At 34.3% G+C, this 18321-nt stretch carries 15 protein-coding genes and 1 rRNA gene; 8 read left to right on the top strand and 8 right to left on the bottom strand.

Annotation, left to right across the window (positions count from 1 at the left end; genetic code table 11):
• Positions 1-35: 35 nt before the first annotated feature.
• From noc to rpmH, 8 genes are all read right to left on the bottom strand, one after another.
• On the bottom strand, positions 36-908 hold the full coding sequence (gene noc / locus PGC35_RS16760) for a nucleoid occlusion protein (protein WP_375219976.1): 873 nt from the start codon (positions 906-908) through the stop codon (positions 36-38).
• A 202-nt stretch (positions 909-1110) separates the two neighbouring features.
• Entirely contained in the window at positions 1111-1827 is a 717-nt protein-coding gene (rsmG, locus tag PGC35_RS16755) for a 16S rRNA (guanine(527)-N(7))-methyltransferase RsmG (RefSeq protein WP_053591137.1), read from the bottom strand.
• Positions 1828-1850: 23 nt separating this feature from the next.
• Positions 1851-3740: a tRNA uridine-5-carboxymethylaminomethyl(34) synthesis enzyme MnmG gene (gene mnmG / locus PGC35_RS16750; protein ID WP_053591136.1), complete on the bottom strand. Its 1890-nt coding sequence runs from the start codon at positions 3738-3740 to the stop codon at positions 1851-1853.
• 22 nt (positions 3741-3762) lie between these two features.
• Positions 3763-5148 carry a tRNA uridine-5-carboxymethylaminomethyl(34) synthesis GTPase MnmE gene (gene mnmE / locus PGC35_RS16745; protein WP_375219975.1) on the bottom strand — a complete coding sequence of 462 codons (1386 nt, stop codon included), beginning with the start codon at positions 5146-5148 and terminating at the stop codon, positions 3763-3765.
• Between the two features lie 284 nt (positions 5149-5432).
• Positions 5433-6173 carry an RNA-binding cell elongation regulator Jag/EloR gene (gene jag / locus PGC35_RS16740; protein WP_375219974.1) on the bottom strand — a complete coding sequence of 247 codons (741 nt, stop codon included), beginning with the start codon at positions 6171-6173 and terminating at the stop codon, positions 5433-5435.
• Positions 6170-6940 carry a membrane protein insertase YidC gene (gene yidC, locus PGC35_RS16735; RefSeq protein WP_053591133.1) on the bottom strand — a complete coding sequence of 257 codons (771 nt, stop codon included), beginning with the start codon at positions 6938-6940 and terminating at the stop codon, positions 6170-6172. Before yidC ends, jag begins: the two co-directional genes overlap by 4 nt.
• Positions 6941-7013: 73 nt before the next feature.
• The gene (gene rnpA / locus PGC35_RS16730) at positions 7014-7358 is read right to left on the bottom strand and encodes a ribonuclease P protein component (protein WP_053591132.1); all 345 of its coding nucleotides are present in this window, start codon (positions 7356-7358) and stop codon (positions 7014-7016) included.
• Positions 7359-7421: 63 nt separating this feature from the next.
• A complete protein-coding gene (gene rpmH, locus PGC35_RS16725) occupies positions 7422-7556 on the bottom strand; it encodes a 50S ribosomal protein L34 (RefSeq protein ID WP_053591131.1) in 135 nt (44 codons plus the stop codon).
• A 501-nt stretch (positions 7557-8057) separates the two neighbouring features.
• Here rpmH and dnaA point away from each other — a divergent pair.
• The 8 genes from dnaA to PGC35_RS16685 all read left to right on the top strand — a co-directional run.
• On the top strand, positions 8058-9401 hold the full coding sequence (gene dnaA, locus PGC35_RS16720; protein WP_053591130.1) for a chromosomal replication initiator protein DnaA: 1344 nt from the start codon (positions 8058-8060) through the stop codon (positions 9399-9401).
• Positions 9402-9573: 172 nt separating this feature from the next.
• Positions 9574-10710, top strand: coding sequence for a DNA polymerase III subunit beta (gene dnaN / locus PGC35_RS16715; protein WP_375219973.1), 1137 nt, complete (start codon positions 9574-9576; stop codon positions 10708-10710).
• Positions 10711-10810: 100 nt separating this feature from the next.
• Entirely contained in the window at positions 10811-11038 is a 228-nt protein-coding gene (gene yaaA, locus PGC35_RS16710) for a S4 domain-containing protein YaaA (RefSeq protein ID WP_053591128.1), read from the top strand.
• A 1-nt stretch (position 11039) separates the two neighbouring features.
• Positions 11040-12155 carry a DNA replication/repair protein RecF gene (gene recF, locus PGC35_RS16705; protein ID WP_053591127.1) on the top strand — a complete coding sequence of 372 codons (1116 nt, stop codon included), beginning with the start codon at positions 11040-11042 and terminating at the stop codon, positions 12153-12155.
• 101 nt (positions 12156-12256) lie between these two features.
• Entirely contained in the window at positions 12257-14179 is a 1923-nt protein-coding gene (gene gyrB, locus PGC35_RS16700; RefSeq protein WP_053592251.1) for a DNA topoisomerase (ATP-hydrolyzing) subunit B, read from the top strand.
• Between the two features lie 27 nt (positions 14180-14206).
• Positions 14207-16732, top strand: a complete 2526-nt coding sequence (gene gyrA, locus PGC35_RS16695; protein WP_053591126.1) for a DNA gyrase subunit A — start codon at positions 14207-14209, stop codon at positions 16730-16732.
• Positions 16733-16835: 103 nt separating this feature from the next.
• Positions 16836-17951 carry an HD-GYP domain-containing protein gene (locus PGC35_RS16690; protein ID WP_375219972.1) on the top strand — a complete coding sequence of 372 codons (1116 nt, stop codon included), beginning with the start codon at positions 16836-16838 and terminating at the stop codon, positions 17949-17951.
• 266 nt (positions 17952-18217) lie between these two features.
• Positions 18218-18321, top strand: a 16S ribosomal RNA gene (locus PGC35_RS16685); the annotation flags it as partial.

Here is an 18321-nt window from a genome sequence, read left to right as displayed (position 1 = left end):
TTTAGTTGAGAGAGTTTAAGTAAAATATAAATATATTATGATTTCTTTTTAGGTATTTTTACTGTAATTTGATAAAATTCTTCGGTATCTTCTTCTTCTGTTTTAATACTAATACCACTTTTAGTTACCATAGACAATGAGTGTTTAATCGTATTCAATGCTATTCGAACATCTTTACTAATAGCCTTACGTTTAGGCTTAGGAGATTTTTTAACATCCTTACTTGGTGGATTTAATATTTGCTCCACATGCTCTTCTAGTTGCTTTACATTCCAATGATTTTCTATAGAAGTATTCATTAACACTATTTGCATTTCTTTTTCTTTAATTTGCATTAAAGCACGAGCATGCCTTTCAGAAAGATCTTTCTTCATAATTGCTTGTTGAACTTCCTCAGGTAATTTTAACAATCTTAGTTTATTTGCAACTGTTGATTGTCCTTTCCCTAAACGCTGTGCTAATGCCTCTTGGGTTATTTCATGCAACTTTAATAATTTTTGATAAGCAACAGCTTCTTCTATTGCCGTTAACTCTTCACGTTGTAAGTTTTCTATTAATGCAATAGAAGCTGTTTCTTTGTCATTTAAATTACGAACTATTGCTGGTACCTCTGTCCATTGAAGCTTTGACATAGCTCTAAATCTACGTTCACCAGCAATAATTTCGTATTTATCGTCATCCATCTTTCTAATAACGATTGGTTGAATAACGCCATGTGTATGAATAGTTCTAGCCAGCTCTTCGATTTTATCATCATCAAAAACTGTTCTAGGCTGGTATCTATTTGGCACAATCTTATCAATCGCTATATTAACTACTTCTTCTATATGACTTTGTGGTTGTTCCACAATTTCATCTTGTCCTTGCTTTTCGGAACTTCCAAAAAAACGAGAAAAAGGACTTTTCATCTAACAAGCACCACCTTTTCGAAACTCTATACGCTAAATATTCACTATATAAAACTACAATACTATAAATGTTTCACGTGGAACGTTCCTCAATCAAATACGCCCTGACGTATTTGGCATATATTTTGTAAGCAGCTTGATCAATGTACTTACTTACAAAATATATGGCATCCGCCGGAAGTTTTAACCTTTTGAAAAAAGATTAAATAATAGGTGTTTTGTTTGGAATACCAGGTTTTCGAGGGTATCTTTTCGGTGTGCTTTTTGTTTTAGAAAAGACATACAACGTTCTTTCACTGTCTTCAATCGGTAAAAGAAAGGAATACTCTGCGATTTTCTCTGCACCTAATACTTGAAGTGCCTTTTTAGCATCATTTAATTCGTCTAATGCACTCGCTGCTTTCATTGCTATAAATCTTCCATCTACCTTTACTAACGGGATGCATAGTTCTGCGAGAACCGATAATCTTGCAACTGCTCTAGCAGTAACAATATCATAATTTTCTCTATGTTCGGTTTTTTGACCAAATTCTTCTGCTCGTGCATGGACGAAATTTACGTTTGTTAAATTAAGTTCCTTGCTGAGATGAGTTAAAAACTGGATTCTTTTATTTAGTGAATCAACAATTGTAACTTTTAAATTTGGAAAACAAATCTTTAAAGGAATACTAGGAAACCCGGCTCCTGCTCCTACATCACAGACGGAGAAAGAGCCAGTAAAATCTTCATAAAAAGATGCACTAATAGAATCAAAAAAATGTTTTAAATATACAGATGGTTCATCCGTTATAGCGGTTAAATTCATTTTTTCATTCCATTCAACAAGTATTTCAAAATATTTTCTAAATTGTTGTACTTGCTCTGTTGTAAGTTCAATTCCTTTTTCGTGAAGGGCTTGAATAAATTGTTCCTCGTTCATGAAGTTCTCCTTATCAATTTAGACTATCCAGAAATTTTTGCAATTTTCCCCTGTTCAATATAAATAAGTAAAATTGAAATATCTGCTGGATTTACTCCTGAAATTCTAGATGCTTGTGCAATAGACAAAGGTCGTACTTGATTTAATTTTTGTTTAGCTTCTGTAGCCAATCCTGAAATTTCATCATAATCTATTTGATCAGGAATTTTTTTGTCTTCCATTTTTTTGAGCTTTTCTACTTGTTGAAGAGATTTTTCAATATATCCTTCATACTTTACTTGGATCTCTACTTGCTCTTTCTCTTCCTCCATCAATTCCATTTCAGGAGGAGCTAGTTGAGCAACTAAATCATAATGCATTTCTGTACGTTTTAATAAGTCTGCAGCACGAATACCATCTTTTAATTCGCTACCTTCAACACTACGGATTAATTGTTGAGTTTGTTCATTTGGTTTAATCATTAATGAACGCAGTCTATCTAATTCATTTTCAATACGTTGTTTTTTCTCCACAAATTTATCATAGCGTTCTTGCGGAATAAGACCTATTTCGTAACCAATTTCCGTTAAACGTAAATCTGCGTTATCATGACGAAGTAATAAGCGATATTCAGCACGAGAAGTTAATAAACGATAAGGTTCATTTGTTCCTTTCGTAACTAAATCATCAATTAATACTCCAATATAGGCATCAGATCTACTTAATATTTTTTCTTCTTTTTTAAGAACTCTTAGAGCGGCGTTAATTCCGGCCATTAAACCTTGCCCTGCTGCTTCCTCATAACCTGATGTGCCATTGATTTGTCCTGCAGTATAAAGATTTTTAATTTTTTTCGTTTCAAGTGTTGGCCAAAGCTGTGTTGGAACCATTGCATCATATTCAATTGCGTAACCTGCACGCATCATTTCTGCTTTCTCTAGGCCTGGAACAGAAGCAATCAGGCGACGTTGTACATGCTCTGGTAAACTTGTTGAAAGTCCTTGTACATATACTTCTCGAGTATTTCTTCCTTCTGGCTCTAAAAATATTTGATGGCGTGGTTTATCACTAAAACGTACAATCTTATCTTCGATGGAAGGACAGTATCTTGGTCCTGTACCTTTTATCATACCTGAATACATAGGAGAAAGGTGTAAGTTTTCATTAATAATTTCATGCGTTTCAAGTGTTGTATATGTTAACCAACATGGTAATTGATCCATTATAAACTCAGTTGTCTCAAAGCTGAATGCTCTTGGAACATCATCTCCAGGTTGGATTTCTGTTTTATTATAATCAATTGTTTTACTATTTACACGAGGTGGAGTTCCTGTTTTAAATCGAACTAAATCAAAACCTAAATTACGAATGCTATCTGCTAATTTAATGGATGGCTGTTGATTATTTGGTCCGCTTGAATACTTTAGGTCTCCAATAATTATTTCCCCTCGTAAGAATGTACCTGTTGTAATAACTACTGTTTCTGCACGGTATATAGCTCCAACTTGAGTAACGAGCCCAATAATTTTATTATCTTCCACTAGCAATTCTTCTACAACTGCTTGATGAATTGTTAAGTTTTCTTGTTCCTCTAAGAGTCGTTTCATTTCATTTTGATACAGTACTTTATCCGCTTGAGCGCGAAGTGCACGTACAGCAGGACCTTTTCCTGTATTAAGCATTCTCATTTGAATATGCGTTTTATCTATTACTTTTCCCATGGCACCGCCTAATGCGTCAATTTCACGCACAACAATTCCTTTTGCTGGTCCTCCGATGGATGGATTACATGGCATAAATGCAATCATATCAAGATTAATTGTTAAAACAAGTGTTTTAGCACCCATTTTTGCGGATGCAAGTGCTGCTTCTACTCCAGCATGCCCTGCTCCTACAACAATCACATCGAACTTGCCTGCTTCAAAGTTTGGCATGTTCGTTACTTCCTCTCCTATTTTATTTTCCTAAACAAAATTGTGAAAATAACTGATCAATTAAGCTTTCTTCTACCGTATCCCCGGTAATTTCACCTAAAATTTCCCAAGTTCTCGTCACATCTATTTGAATTATATCTACTGGCACATCCGCATGTGCCGCATCAATGGCATCAGTTACAGTTGCTTTTGCTAAATGTAGTAAAGAAATATGACGTGCATTTGAAACATACGTTAAATCAGACGCTTCAATTGTACCTTCGAAGAATAAAGATGCAATTGCTTCTTCTAATTCATCGACTCCTTCTTCTTGTAGTAAAGAAGTAGTAACTACACGTTTGTCCCCTGCTAATCGTTGTACTTCATTAGAATCTATCGACGTAGGTAAGTCTGTTTTATTAATAATAACAATAAAGTCCATACCCTGAACTGCTTCAAATAATTTACGGTCTTCTTCTGTTAGCTGCTCCGCATTGTTTAAAACTAGTAGTATAAGATCAGCCTCATTAAGTACTTGCCTAGACTTTTCTACTCCAATTCGTTCAACTATATCTTCCGTTTCTCGAATACCAGCTGTATCTACTAATTTTAACGGAACTCCACGTACATTAACATACTCTTCTATTATATCTCGTGTAGTTCCTGCTATATCTGTCACAATTGCTTTATTTTCTTGAATTAAACTATTTAAAAGGGAAGATTTACCTACATTCGGTCTACCAATAATAGCCGTTGAAAGTCCTTCCCGAAGAATTTTCCCTTGCGATGAAGTGACTAATAGTTTGTCTATTTCATCCCTTACCCATGTACATTTTTCAATCATTAGTGGCAGAGTCATTTCTTCCACATCATCGTATTCTGGATAATCTATGTTCACTTCTACTTGAGCTAATGTTTCGAGTAGTGCTTGCCTCAATGATTTAATAAGTCTAGATAATCGCCCATCCATTTGCCCTAACGCAACATTCATCGCTTTATCTGTTTTAGCTCTTATTAAATCCATGACAGCTTCGGCTTGTGACAAATCGATTCTCCCGTTTAAAAACGCTCGTTTTGTAAATTCACCAGGCTCAGCTAGTCTCGCACCATTAATCAAAACAAGCTGTAGGACACGATTCACTGATACAAGCCCACCGTGACAGTTAATTTCTACTACATCTTCTCTTGTAAATGTTTTGGGTCCCTTCATCAAAGACAACATTACTTCCTCTACTACCTCTTCTGTCTTTGGATCAACTAAATGACCATAATGAATGGTATGGGATGCTTGAACAAGTAAATCTTTTCCGTTTGGTGAATGAAATACTTTGTTTGCTATCTGTATTGCATGGGGACCGCTAAGTCTCACTATTGCTATAGCCCCTTCTCCAAGTGGAGTAGAAATAGCAGCTATTGTATCGAATTCCACAAGTGTCCACCTCCTTTACATACTAACTTATCCACATGTGAATAAGTTAAAACGAACATGACTATCTAACATATAACAATAACACAAATCGTCAAAAATCAGAAGTATAGATGATTTTATTTAGTGATCAAAAGTTATCAACATGCAAAGAGAAAAGCGAAAGCACCAATATCTTCGCAAACAAACAAATGGAGTTTCGGTAGGCTTGCGCCGAGCTTTTCGTCTAGGTAGTTAGCAATAAGAAAAACGGATTCTAGCTTTTCGTAAGCTAAAATCCGTTTATATTATTTTATTGGCTCGATTACTAAATATCGATTTGGATCTGTTCCAACTGAATAAGTTTCAATATCTACTCGAACAGATAATGCATTATGAATTATTTTTCTTTCAAAAGAAGTCATCGGTTCAAACTCTACTTTGTTGCCTGTTCGAACTGCTTTATCTGCCATTCGTTCTGCAAGCTGTTCAAGTGATTCTTGTCGTTTTTCTCTGTAGTTTCCTACATCCAGCTTAATGATAATGAACGAATTTGAAAATTTATTTGCTACGAGCTGCGCCAAACTTTCAAGTGCATTTAATGTTTGTCCACGTTTACCAATAAGTAATGCAGCCTTTTTGCTGTTTAATTGAAGGTATACAAATTTCCCTTCTTTTGTTTGATTGATTTCTAAATCATCAATCTTCATTTCTTTAGCTATTTCATTAATATAGTTAATTGTTTCTTCAATTGCTAAGTGATTCGTACCTTCTAGATTGTCCACTTCATTTGAAGTACTTGGAGAAATCTCTGTTTCATCTTTTACTTCGAGTGTCTCGACTTCTGGTTGATGCACTTCTTCTACTTTTTCTTCATTTATTCGAACAGTTACTTGAACAACTGCAGGTTTTGCTCCAAATCCTAGAAAACCCTTTTTACCTTCATCTAATACTGTAATTGTTACTTCTTGTTTTGATACACCAAGTTTTTGTAATGCAACAGTTATAGCTTCTTCTTTTGTAGGTGCAGTTTGCGTAATCTGATTCATTTTTTTGCCCCTCCCGTTTTGACTGGCTCAGCCTTTGGTTTGTTCCAAGGTTTATAAATGAATAAATTTTGAATGATAGAAATAATATTACCGATTACCCAATACAATGTTAGTGCTGCTGGTAATACGATACCAAAACCAATAATCATAAATGGCATAATATACATCATTATTTTCATTTGAGGATTATCCATTGCTGGACCTGTACGTAAAACGATCAATTGCATAAGACCTGCAAGTACTGCTAAAACAATACTTGGATCTGCAAGTGCAAATCCTAAAAAACTACCTAAGTTAATTTCAGGGGTATTATTCATTCGACTAATTGCATGGTAAAAACCAATTAGAATCGGCATTTGAATAAATATTGGTAAACAACCTGCTGCTGGATTAACTCCTCTTTCTTTAAATAGAGCCATCATTTCTTGTTGATATTTTTGTTGTGTTACAGCATCTTTTGAACTGTACTTTTCTTTTAATTTTTGTAATTCTGGTTGAACTTCTTGCATATTTTTAGAGCTTTTTGTTTGCTTGATCATTAATGGTAGGATTGCTAAACGTATAATAATTGTTACCGCAATAATTCCTAAACCATATGTACCAAGTATTCCTTTGAAGTACGTAATTGCTGAAACTAATGGCCAAACGATATACTCATTCCAAAACCCTTCTGAACTTGAATAGATTGGCTCATTAAATTCCGAACAACCTGCTAGAAATACAGTTGTTACTAGCAGTAAAATTAATAATGATAATTTTTTTTTCAACCTTCTTCCCCCTAATACTTCTTATATATATATATCCATTCATTCTATATTACCATTTAACAGAAAATCTTCACTAGTTTTTCTTCTTTATTACCTTAGCAATTTTTAATACATGTTCAAGACTTTTCTTTGTTTCATGAAAGTCTAATTTGGCCGCTGGATTTCTAGCGATAATAATATATTCCATATTTGTATTTACTTCATCTTTTAATTCTAAAAAGGTTTGTCTTATATACCTCTTAATACGATTACGAACTACTGCATTTCCAACTTTCTTACTAACAGATAGACCTACACGAAAAAAATCTTCTTCATGTTCTAAGCAATAAACAACAAATTGTCTATTTGCAAAGGACTTCCCTTTTTTAAATATTGTTTGAAAGTCTTTATTCTTTTTTACTCGTTGTTTCTTATTCATCGGTTCACCTGCTCCAACTCATCGTTATAAAAGAAAAAAAGACCACTGAAATGGTCAGTGGACTTATGCTGATAATACTTTTCTTCCTTTGGCACGGCGTGCTGCTAATACGCGGCGACCGTTTTTAGTACTCATACGTGCGCGGAAACCGTGGTTTTTAGCACGTTTACGGGTATTTGGTTGGAATGTACGTTTCATCTATATGACACCTCCTGAATGATCATCTTAAAAGTTCTACTTTAGACAGTCTACGATATTATATATAAGATGCACGGCTTTTGTCAATTGTTTTTTTGCTATCTCCCTCATTCATATTGAAACTTGGTTATCCACAGATTATAATTTCCTTTCACGAACCATTGTGCATAAAAAATACACGAAAAAAATTATCCACAAACCTTATGAACATGTTTTTAACATAATCATACCTTGTGGACAACTATAATTGTTAATAATCGAACTATTGTGGATAACTCTTAAATCTCTTGTAATGTCTTCATTTTTTTGGTACGATATTTGTGTTTTACTTTTCTAAACCAAAACTGCATCTTATTTTTATCCACAACTGTTAATAATGTGTGGATAAGTTTTTTGCACATACGTTTATAATATTTATCCACAGTCGGTGGATTTGTGTATATCTTATTCTTTTTTTATTTTATACATATTTATTAATCTTAAGAAAAGGAGATTAGATTATTGGAACATTTAGAAGAACTATGGGCTAAAGTTCTCTCTGAAGTAGAAAAAAAGACATCCAAACCTAGTTTTGAAACCTGGTTAAAGTCAACCAAGCTACTTTCATATAAAGGAGAAACAGTAACGATAGCTGCTCCTAATTCATTTGCAAGGGATTGGCTTGAAAATCATTATATTCATCTAATTGCCGGAATATTAACAGAGTTAACAGGAAATGAACTACTTATTTCATTTGTTGTTCCTAAAAATCAGGATTTTGACGACTTTGAAGTTCCTAAACCGAAAGTTCCTTCAAATAATGGAGACCAACCTGATTTTTCACCTGGTATGTTAAATTCAAAAAATACATTCGATACTTTTGTCATTGGATCTGGTAACCGTTTTGCACATGCTGCATCACTGGCTGTAGCAGAAGCACCGGCAAAAGCATATAATCCTCTATTTATATATGGAGGAGTAGGATTAGGTAAAACCCACTTAATGCATGCGATTGGTCATTATGTTCAAGAACACAATCCAAATGCAAAAGTGGTTTATTTATCTTCTGAAAAATTTACAAATGAATTTATTAACTCTATTCGGGATAACAAAACAATCGAATTCCGCAACAAATATCGTAATATCGATGTGCTTTTAATAGATGATATTCAATTCCTTGCAGGAAAAGAATCAACTCAAGAAGAATTTTTTCATACTTTTAATGCTTTACATGAAGAATCAAAACAAATTGTTATTTCAAGTGATCGACCTCCAAAGGAAATCCCAACACTTGAGGATCGTCTTCGTTCCCGATTTGAATGGGGTTTAATAACTGATATTGCACCACCAGACTTAGAAACAAGGATTGCTATTTTGCGTAAAAAAGCACGAGCAGATGGATTAGATATTTCGGATGATGTAATGGCTTATATTGCAAATCAAATTGATTCGAATATTCGAGAACTTGAAGGGGCTCTAATACGAGTAGTGGCTTATTCTTCTCTTATAAATAAAGATATTAATACGGAATTAGCAGCAGAGGCACTTAAAAATATAATGCCAAACGCTCGTCCACGAATAATTACAATCTTAGATATACAAAAAGTCGTTGGAGAACATTTTCATATAAGGTTAGAAGATTTTAGTGCTAAAAAACGAACTAAATCTATTGCATTTCCTCGACAGGTTGCTATGTATCTCTCGAGAGAGCTTACAGATTTTTCTTTGCCTAAAATAGGAGAAGAATTCGGGGGACGTGATCACACGACTGTGATTCATGCTCACGAGAAAATTGCTCGTATGTTAAAAGATGATGCAAACTTACAAGATGACCTTAAACAAATAAAATCTATTTTAGGACGTTAAAACAATTTGTGGATAAGTTCCTAAAATGTTATCCTGTTTAAACACAACTTATGCACATGTGGATAAGTAGTCGTAAGTAGATAAAAATAGAGTTATCAACAAATCCACAGGCCCTATTACTATATCTATTATTCTTTTAAATAAATAATAATTATATAAGTGAGGTAACAAAATGAAATTCGATATAGCAAGAGATAGTTTGTTAGAAGGATTAAATAATGTAATGAAAGCAGTAAGTTCTAAAACAACAATTCCAATATTAACTGGGTTAAAATTAGAAGTTTTAGATAAAGGACTTTACATTACCGGAAGTGATTCAGATATCACCATACAGACATTTATTCCTGTAGAGAAAAACGGAGAACAAATTATACGAATTACAGAACTTGGTTCCATTGTTTTACAAGCAAGAGTCTTTAATGAAATTGTACGTAAACTTCCAACAAATGATGTAGAGATTGAAGTAACAAACCAATTTCAAACACATATACGATCAGGTAAATCTGAATTTAATTTAATTGGACTTGATGCATCTGAGTATCCATTACTTCCACAGATTGAAGAGAATCATCAATTTTTCATCCCATCTGATTTATTAAAATCAATTATTAAAGAGACAGTGTTTGCTGTATCAACTTCTGAAAGTCGACCTGTACTTACTGGTGTTAACTGGGTAGTAAAAGATGGGGAACTTCATTGTGTAGCGACAGATAGTCACCGTCTTGCTAGAAGAAAAACAGCTGTCAAAGACTTACCTAACGAAGAATATACTGTGGTTATTCCAGGTAAAAGCCTAAATGAATTAAACAAAATCTTAGAAGAGACTTCTTCAGAAGTAGCAATCGTCATTACGCCACAACAAATTTTGTTTAAAACGGAAGATGTTTTGTTTTATTCTAGATTACTTGAAGGAAACTATCCGGATACTTCCAGATTAATACCTAGTGAATATAAAACGACGATTATCGTAAACGGTAAATCATTATTGCAAGCAATTGATCGTGCTTCTTTACTCGCTAGAGAAGAAAGAAACAATGTAGTTCGTTTTACAACGATTGGACAGGGTCTGGTTGAGGTATCATCCAATTCACCGGAAATCGGAAATGTAGAAGAACAAATTCAAGCGGAGTCAATTGAGGGAGAAGAATTAAAAATTTCCTTTAGTGCAAAATATATGATGGATGCATTAAAAGCAATTGATGGACAAGACATAAAAATTCTGTTTTCAGGAGCAATGAGACCTTTTGTATTGAAGTCGGTCCATGATGACTCCATCCTGCAACTTATATTACCAGTAAGAACATATTAATATTTTTGATAGTCACAAAGGTGGCTATCTTTTTTTTACTTATTTGCTGATTTAGAGTAAAATGAAGGGATAATGAAAATGAGAAGAGGTTGAATTACTTTTGGAAGAGATTCGTTTTGACTCAGAATTTATCACACTTGGTCAATTATTGAAAATGACGGATGCAATAGATTCGGGTGGAATGGCTAAGTGGTTTTTAAGCGAAAATATTGTTTATGTAAATGGTGAAGTGGATCAACGAAGAGGACGTAAACTTCGAAATAAAGATATAGTGAATATTCCAGGAGTAGGAAGATTCCAAATGGTTGGACCAGAGAACGGGGATTGATATGTACATTGAACGATTAGAATTAAAAGATTACCGTAATTATGATTCAATTCAATTGGATTTTTCCTCTAAAATTAATGTCTTTATCGGAGAAAATGCGCAAGGAAAAACAAATTTAATGGAATCTCTTTATGTTTTATCAATGGCTAAGTCTCATAGAACAGCTAATGATAAAGAATTGATACGCTGGGAAGCAGACTATGGTAAAATAAAAGGTGACATTCAAAAAAAATATGGTCGTTTACCTTTAGAATTATTATTATCAAAAAAAGGTAAAAAAGCTAAAGTTAACCACCTTGAGCAAACGAAGCTTAGTAATTACATTGGACAGTTGAATGTCGTTATGTTTGCTCCAGAAGATTTATACTTAGTAAAAGGTAGTCCACAAGTCAGAAGACGATTTCTTGACATGGAAATCGGACAAATTTCCCCTGTTTATTTACATGATTTACTTCAATTCCAAAAGATATTAAAACAACGCAATCATATTTTAAAACAACATCAAGGGAAATCACTGTTAAACGATGTCATGTTTGATGTATATACAGAACAATATATAGATGCAGCTATAAAAGTTATTCAAAAAAGATATCAGTTCATGGAATTATTACAAAAATGGGCTGAACCAATTCATCTTGGTATTTCTAGAGGTCTTGAAAAGTTGACCGTTTCCTATCAAACATCTTCTGGTATACATGCAGAGTGGACTGAAAGTGAGATGAAAGAATTTCTAGAAAAGAAATTATTTGAAAGCCAAAAAAGAGAACTTGATAGAGGCATAACCCTTACTGGTCCTCATCGAGATGATCTTCAGTTTTTTGTTAATGACTACGATGTACAAACATATGGATCTCAAGGACAACAGCGTACAACTGCATTATCGTTGAAGCTTGCGGAAATTGAATTGATAAAACAGGAGGTAGGTGAAGCTCCTGTTTTATTGCTGGATGATGTTTTATCTGAATTGGATGATTATAGACAGTCACATTTGTTAAATACTATACAAGGTGACGTTCAAACATTTGTTACTACTACAAGTGTAGATGGTCTTACACATGAAACGATTCAACAAGCACAATTGTTTCATGTGGAACAAGGTGCAGTCGTAATAAAATAATAATCTAAATACTGAATATTAGTTTTTAGGATTTTAAATATATTAATAATTTTTTATTCACCATTATTGAAGTAATGAAAGAGTGGGTGAGCAAGTTGGCTATGGAAGAAAAAGAATTAGAATCACATTATGATGCTGATCAGATACAAGTGTTAGAAGGACTAGAAGCTGTTAGAAAACGTCCGGGTATGTATATTGGTACAACTAGTTCAAAGGGACTTCACCATCTTGTATGGGAAATCGTTGATAACAGTATTGACGAAGCACTTGCAGGTTATTGTGATCATATTATTGTTACAATAGAAAAAGACAATTGGATTCGAGTAGAAGACAATGGACGAGGTATCCCTGTCGACACACAAGAAAAAATGGGTAAGCCTGCTGTTGAAGTTATCATGACTGTTCTCCATGCTGGTGGTAAATTTGGCGGTGGAGGCTATAAAGTATCCGGTGGACTACATGGTGTTGGTGCTTCCGTTGTAAATGCACTTTCCGAGTATACAGAAGTATATGTTAAGAGAGATGGAAAAATTCATCGTATTAAATTTGAACGTGGAGATGTCATTTCCCCATTAGAAGTTATCGGAGAATCCGAAGAAAATGGAACAACAACACGATTTAAAGCGGACGCTGAAATTTTTACCGAAACAACTGTGTATGAATTTGATATTTTGGCTCATCGTGTTCGAGAATTGGCTTATTTGAATCGTGGATTACAAATTACAATTGCGGATGAAAGAGAAGGCCAAGAAAAGTCCATTAAATATCATTATGAAGGCGGAATAAAATCATACGTAGAAGATTTAAATAAATCAAAAGAACCTATTACAGAAGAAGCAATATTTGTTGAGGGTGAAAAAGAAGGAATCTCTATTGAGATTGCTATGCAATATAATGCGGGATATTCATCTAATATTTTATCTTTTGCAAATAATATTAATACGTATGAAGGTGGAACACACGAGTCAGGATTCAAAACAGCCCTTACTCGTATCATCAATGACTATGCTAGAAAAAATGGTTTGTTAAAAGAGGCAGATACCAATTTATCAGGTGATGATGTTCGTGAAGGACTAACTGCGATAGTATCTGTTAAGCATCCAGATCCTCAATTTGAGGGACAAACTAAAACTAAGCTAGGAAACTCAGAAGTTAGTACTATTACGAACAGCTTATTTTCCGAAGGATTTGATCGATTTTTATTAGAAAATCCTCAGGTTGCTCGAAAAATAGTCGATAAAGGCTTGATGGCTGCAAGAGCTCGAGTTGCCGCAAAAAAAGCTCGTGAATTTACAAGAAGAAAATCAGCTTTAGAAGTTTCAAGTCTACCTGGGAAATTAGCGGATTGTTCATCTCGTGTTCCTGCAGAAAGTGAACTGTACATCGTAGAAGGTGACTCTGCCGGTGGATCAGCAAAATCAGGACGAGATCGTCACTTCCAAGCTATTTTGCCATTACGTGGGAAAATATTAAACGTGGAAAAAGCACGTTTAGATAGAATACTTGGAAATGCTGAAATTCGAGCGATGATTACTGCATTAGGTACTGGAATAGGCGGAGAATTCACTTTAGAAAAAGCCCGTTACCACAAAATTATTATTATGACCGATGCTGATGTCGATGGAGCTCATATTCGTACTTTATTACTTACTTTCTTCTTCCGTTTTATGAGACCTTTAATCGAGGCAGGTTATGTATATGCTGCACAGCCACCTTTATATCAAGTAAAACAAGGGAAGCATGTAGAATATTGCTATAACGACGAACAATTAAAAGAAATTTTAGATCGTTTACCTAAAACATCGAAACCTAATATTCAACGATATAAAGGTTTGGGTGAAATGGATGCAGACCAACTTTGGGAAACGACAATGGATCCAGATGTTCGTACATTGCTTCAAGTAAATTTAGATAATGCCATGGAAGCTGATGCTGTATTTGAACAATTAATGGGTGAGGACGTAGAACCAAGACGTCAATTTATAGAAGAAAATGCAGTGTATGTGAAGAATTTAGATATTTAAGTAAGTGTGTGACTGGAGGTCTTGAGAATGTCGGAAATACCGAATAAAGGTGTTAAAGGGATCAATATTAGTCAAGAAATGAAAACTTCCTTCCTTGATTATGCAATGAGTGTAATTGTATCCCGTGCATTACCAGATGTTCGTGACGGCTTAAAACCCGTTCATCGTCGAATTTTATATGGTATGCAAGAATTGGGGAATACACCGGATAAGCCTCATAAAAAGTCTGCTCGTATAGTAGGAGACGTAATGGGGAAATACCATCCACATGGTGACTCCTCTATTTACGAAGCGATGGTACGTATGGCTCAAGATTTTAGTTATCGTTATATGTTAGTAGATGGCCATGGTAACTTTGGGTCTGTTGATGGAGACGGAGCAGCTGCCATGCGTTATACAGAATCTCGTATGTCTAAGATTGCACTAGAGTTGTTGCGAGATATCAATAAAAACACAATTGACTATAAAGATAACTATGATGGCCAAGAAAAAGAACCAGTAGTATTGCCTAGTAGATATCCAAACTTGCTTGTAAATGGTGCTTCAGGGATTGCAGTAGGGATGGCAACTAATATCCCTTCTCATAACTTAGGAGAAATAATTGATGGAGTTCTAGCATTATCTGAGAACCCTGCAATTACCATTGAAGAGCTAATGTCTATTATTCCAGGTCCTGACTTTCCAACTGGTGGTATCATTTTAGGGCGAAGTGGTATTCGTCGCGCTTATGAGACAGGTAGAGGATCAGTTTTAATTCGTGCTAAGGTTGAAATTGAACAAAAAGCTAGTGGTAAAGAAGTAATTATCGTTACAGAATTACCGTACCAAGTAAATAAAGCACGCTTAATCGAGAAAATCGCAGAGCTCGTTCGAGATAAAAAAATTGATGGCATTACCCATTTAGCAGATGAATCTGACCGTAATGGTATGCGAATTGTTATAGAAGTTCGAAAAGATGCTAACTCAAATGTATTATTAAATAATTTATATAAACAAACTGCCCTACAATCTAGTTTTGGTGTAAATATGCTAGCACTTGTAGATAACCAACCAAAAGTCTTAAACATAAAAGAAATGCTTTACTACTATCTTGAACACCAAAAAGTAGTTATTCGTCGCCGTACACAATTTGAGTTAAATAAAGCTGAAGATCGAGCACATATTTTAGAGGGTTTACGTATTGCGTTAGATCATATTGATGAAATCATTGCATTAATTCGAGCTTCTCAAACAGGAGAAGAAGCGAAAAATGGACTAATGGAGAAATTCAATTTATCTGAACGACAAGCTCAAGCAATCCTGGATATGCGTTTACAACGTTTGACTGGTTTGGAACGTGACAAAATTGAAGAAGAATATAATTCATTAGTTAAATTAATTGAAGAGTTGAAGTTTATATTAGCAAATGAATATAGAGTACTTGAAATTATTAGAGAAGAAATTACAGAAATAAAAGATCGTTATGCCGATAAACGTAGAACTGAAATTGTTGCAGGAGGAGCAGAAGTTTTAGAGGATGAAGACTTGATTCCAGTTGAAAATTCTGTTTTAACTTTAACAAATAAAGGGTATATTAAACGATTACCTGCAAATACGTACAAGAGTCAAAAACGTGGTGGCCGTGGAGTTCAAGGGATGGGTACGAACGAGGATGATTTTGTAGAGCATCTATTGTACACATCTACCCATGATACAATCTTATTTTTCACTAACAAAGGTAAAGTGTATCGTGCAAGAGGGTTTGAAGTTCCTGAATACGGAAGAACAGCGAAAGGATTACCGATTGTTAACTTGCTAGGTATCGAAAGAGATGAACAAGTTACAGCGATGATCCGAATGGCATCATTTGAAGAGGATAATTATTTCATCTTCACGACTAAACATGGTGTAACTAAGCGATCTCCTGTTTCTGGTTTTGCTCATATTCGAGCAAATGGATTGATTGCTATTTCCTTACGTGACGAAGATGAGCTGATTGCTGTACGTTTAACAGATGGAAACAAGCAGATTATTATCGGAACACGTCAAGGAAAATTAGTTCGATTCGAAGAAACAGATATTCGATCAATGGGAAGAACCGCTAGTGGTGTTAGAGGTGTTCGACTAAAAGATGACGACTATGTAGTAGGTATGGAAATTATTGAACCTGGTCAAGAAATTTTAGTTGTAACTGAAAATGGTTACGGAAAACGTACACCAGAATCCGAATACCGTTTACAAAGCCGTGGTGGAATGGGCGTTAAAACCTGTCAAATCACCGAAAAAAATGGCCCATTATGTGCGGTTAAGGCAGTAGATGGAACAGAAGACTTAATGCTAATTACTATAAATGGTATGCTCATTCGTATGGATGTTAATGATATTTCTGTAACAGGCAGAAGCACTCAAGGTGTCCGATTAATGAGATTAGCAGGAGATGAGTTAATAGCAACCGTAGCTAAAGTGAAAAAAGAAGATGATGAAGAAATAGGAGAAGAGGATTCTATAAATGAAGTGGAGACCGAGGATTCCATTAATGAAGTAGAAGAATCATCAATCGAAGAAAATGAATAAATAAATTACCCCTAAGCAAACATATTTGCTTAGGGGTGTTTTTTTGCATATACAAAAATCGTGAAAATTTAGTATAATTAAGGAAATTAAAAGGACAAAAGGAGTGAATACATTGGATTATATATTAGAGAATCTAGAAGAACTAAGATTAGGCAGCACAATTGCGGAAGATATCTTAGTAAATACAAAGACTCCTATTATTCGAAAAGATACGAAAATATTGAGAGAGCATATACAAGTATTACGTGCTTTTAATATAAACAAAGTTCCAGTAACTATAGATAATATGTTCAATAGATCTGATGAAGAGATAATGAGACTAAACGATGAAAAAGCCAAGAAAACTATAATAGAAAATAATGCACCAGAAATTAAAACAAACTTTGCTCAATTATATAACGATGCCGTTAGTAATTATCATAAGGAATTTTTAGCATGGGAATCTGGAATGAAGGTTGATGTAGCTAGGCTACGAAATATCATTATGCCTTTAGTAGAAAGAGCATCGGCTGATCGACAATCTCTTTTTTATTTAAATAACTATTCTACAAAAGAAAAATATATTGCTCATCATTCTATCGCTGTAGGGATACTTTCTGGTGCGATAGCAAAGAAGTTAAACTATTCTAATGGTGAAATTATTCAAATAGCAACTGCCGGTTTAATGGCTGATACAGGTATGGCAAAGGTAAATTCAAAAATTAGAGATAAAAAGTCTCACTTAACAGAAGCGGATTTTTCAGAGATTAAGAAGCATACAATTTATAGTTTTCAGATGATCAAAGACAGTCCATTACTTAAACCTGAGATGAAGCTTGCTATTTTTCAACATCACGAAAGATTAGATGGTAGCGGATATCCAAAGGGTGAAAAAATGGAAAATGTATCGATTTATTCACAAATAATTGCTGTTGCCGATGTTTTTCATGCAATGACTTCCGAAAGGATCTATCGAGCAAAAAGTTCTCCTTTTAAAGTATTAGAAATGATTAAAGAAGAAGAGTTTGGTAAGTATAATATTCAAGTTGTAAATGCTTTAATATCTCTTGTAGGTGCAGTACCTATTTCAACTCGAGTACTTTTATCGAATGGAGAAATAGGAGAAGTAGTTTTTTTACATAGAGATTCACCATTCCGACCGATGATTCGATTAACTGAAAATGGTGAGATAATTGATTTAAATGCAAAACGATCGGTTTATATTGAAGCACTTGTATAATAATATAGAGAGAACTCTTTCCTTACTTTTAATGATAATGAAAGAGTTTTATATTTTATTTAGATAAAGTGTTGACATATGTATCGTATCTTGGTATTATAGAGAAGTCGTCAAAACAAGACGGCAACATGAACATTGAAAACTGAACATGCAAAACGTTAAGACATATAGCTTGATAGACTAACTTCGGTTAGTCGGATAGCAAACAATTTTGACATCATTTAATGATGATGCCAGCAAAAAAAAATGAGCTTTTTAAGTTCTCTATTATGGAGAGTTTGATCCTGGCTCAGGACGAACGCTGGCGGCGTGCCTAATACATGCAAGTCGAGCGGATGATGAAGAAGCTTGCTTCTTCTGATTTAGCGGC

Origin of the sequence: Psychrobacillus sp. PGGUH221, from assembly GCF_042055255.1 — a bacterium.
Classification (GTDB): Bacteria; Bacillota; Bacilli; order Bacillales_A; family Planococcaceae; genus Psychrobacillus.
Note: the sequence above shows the minus strand (reverse complement) of the source record. Positions and strands in the feature narration are given on the sequence as shown.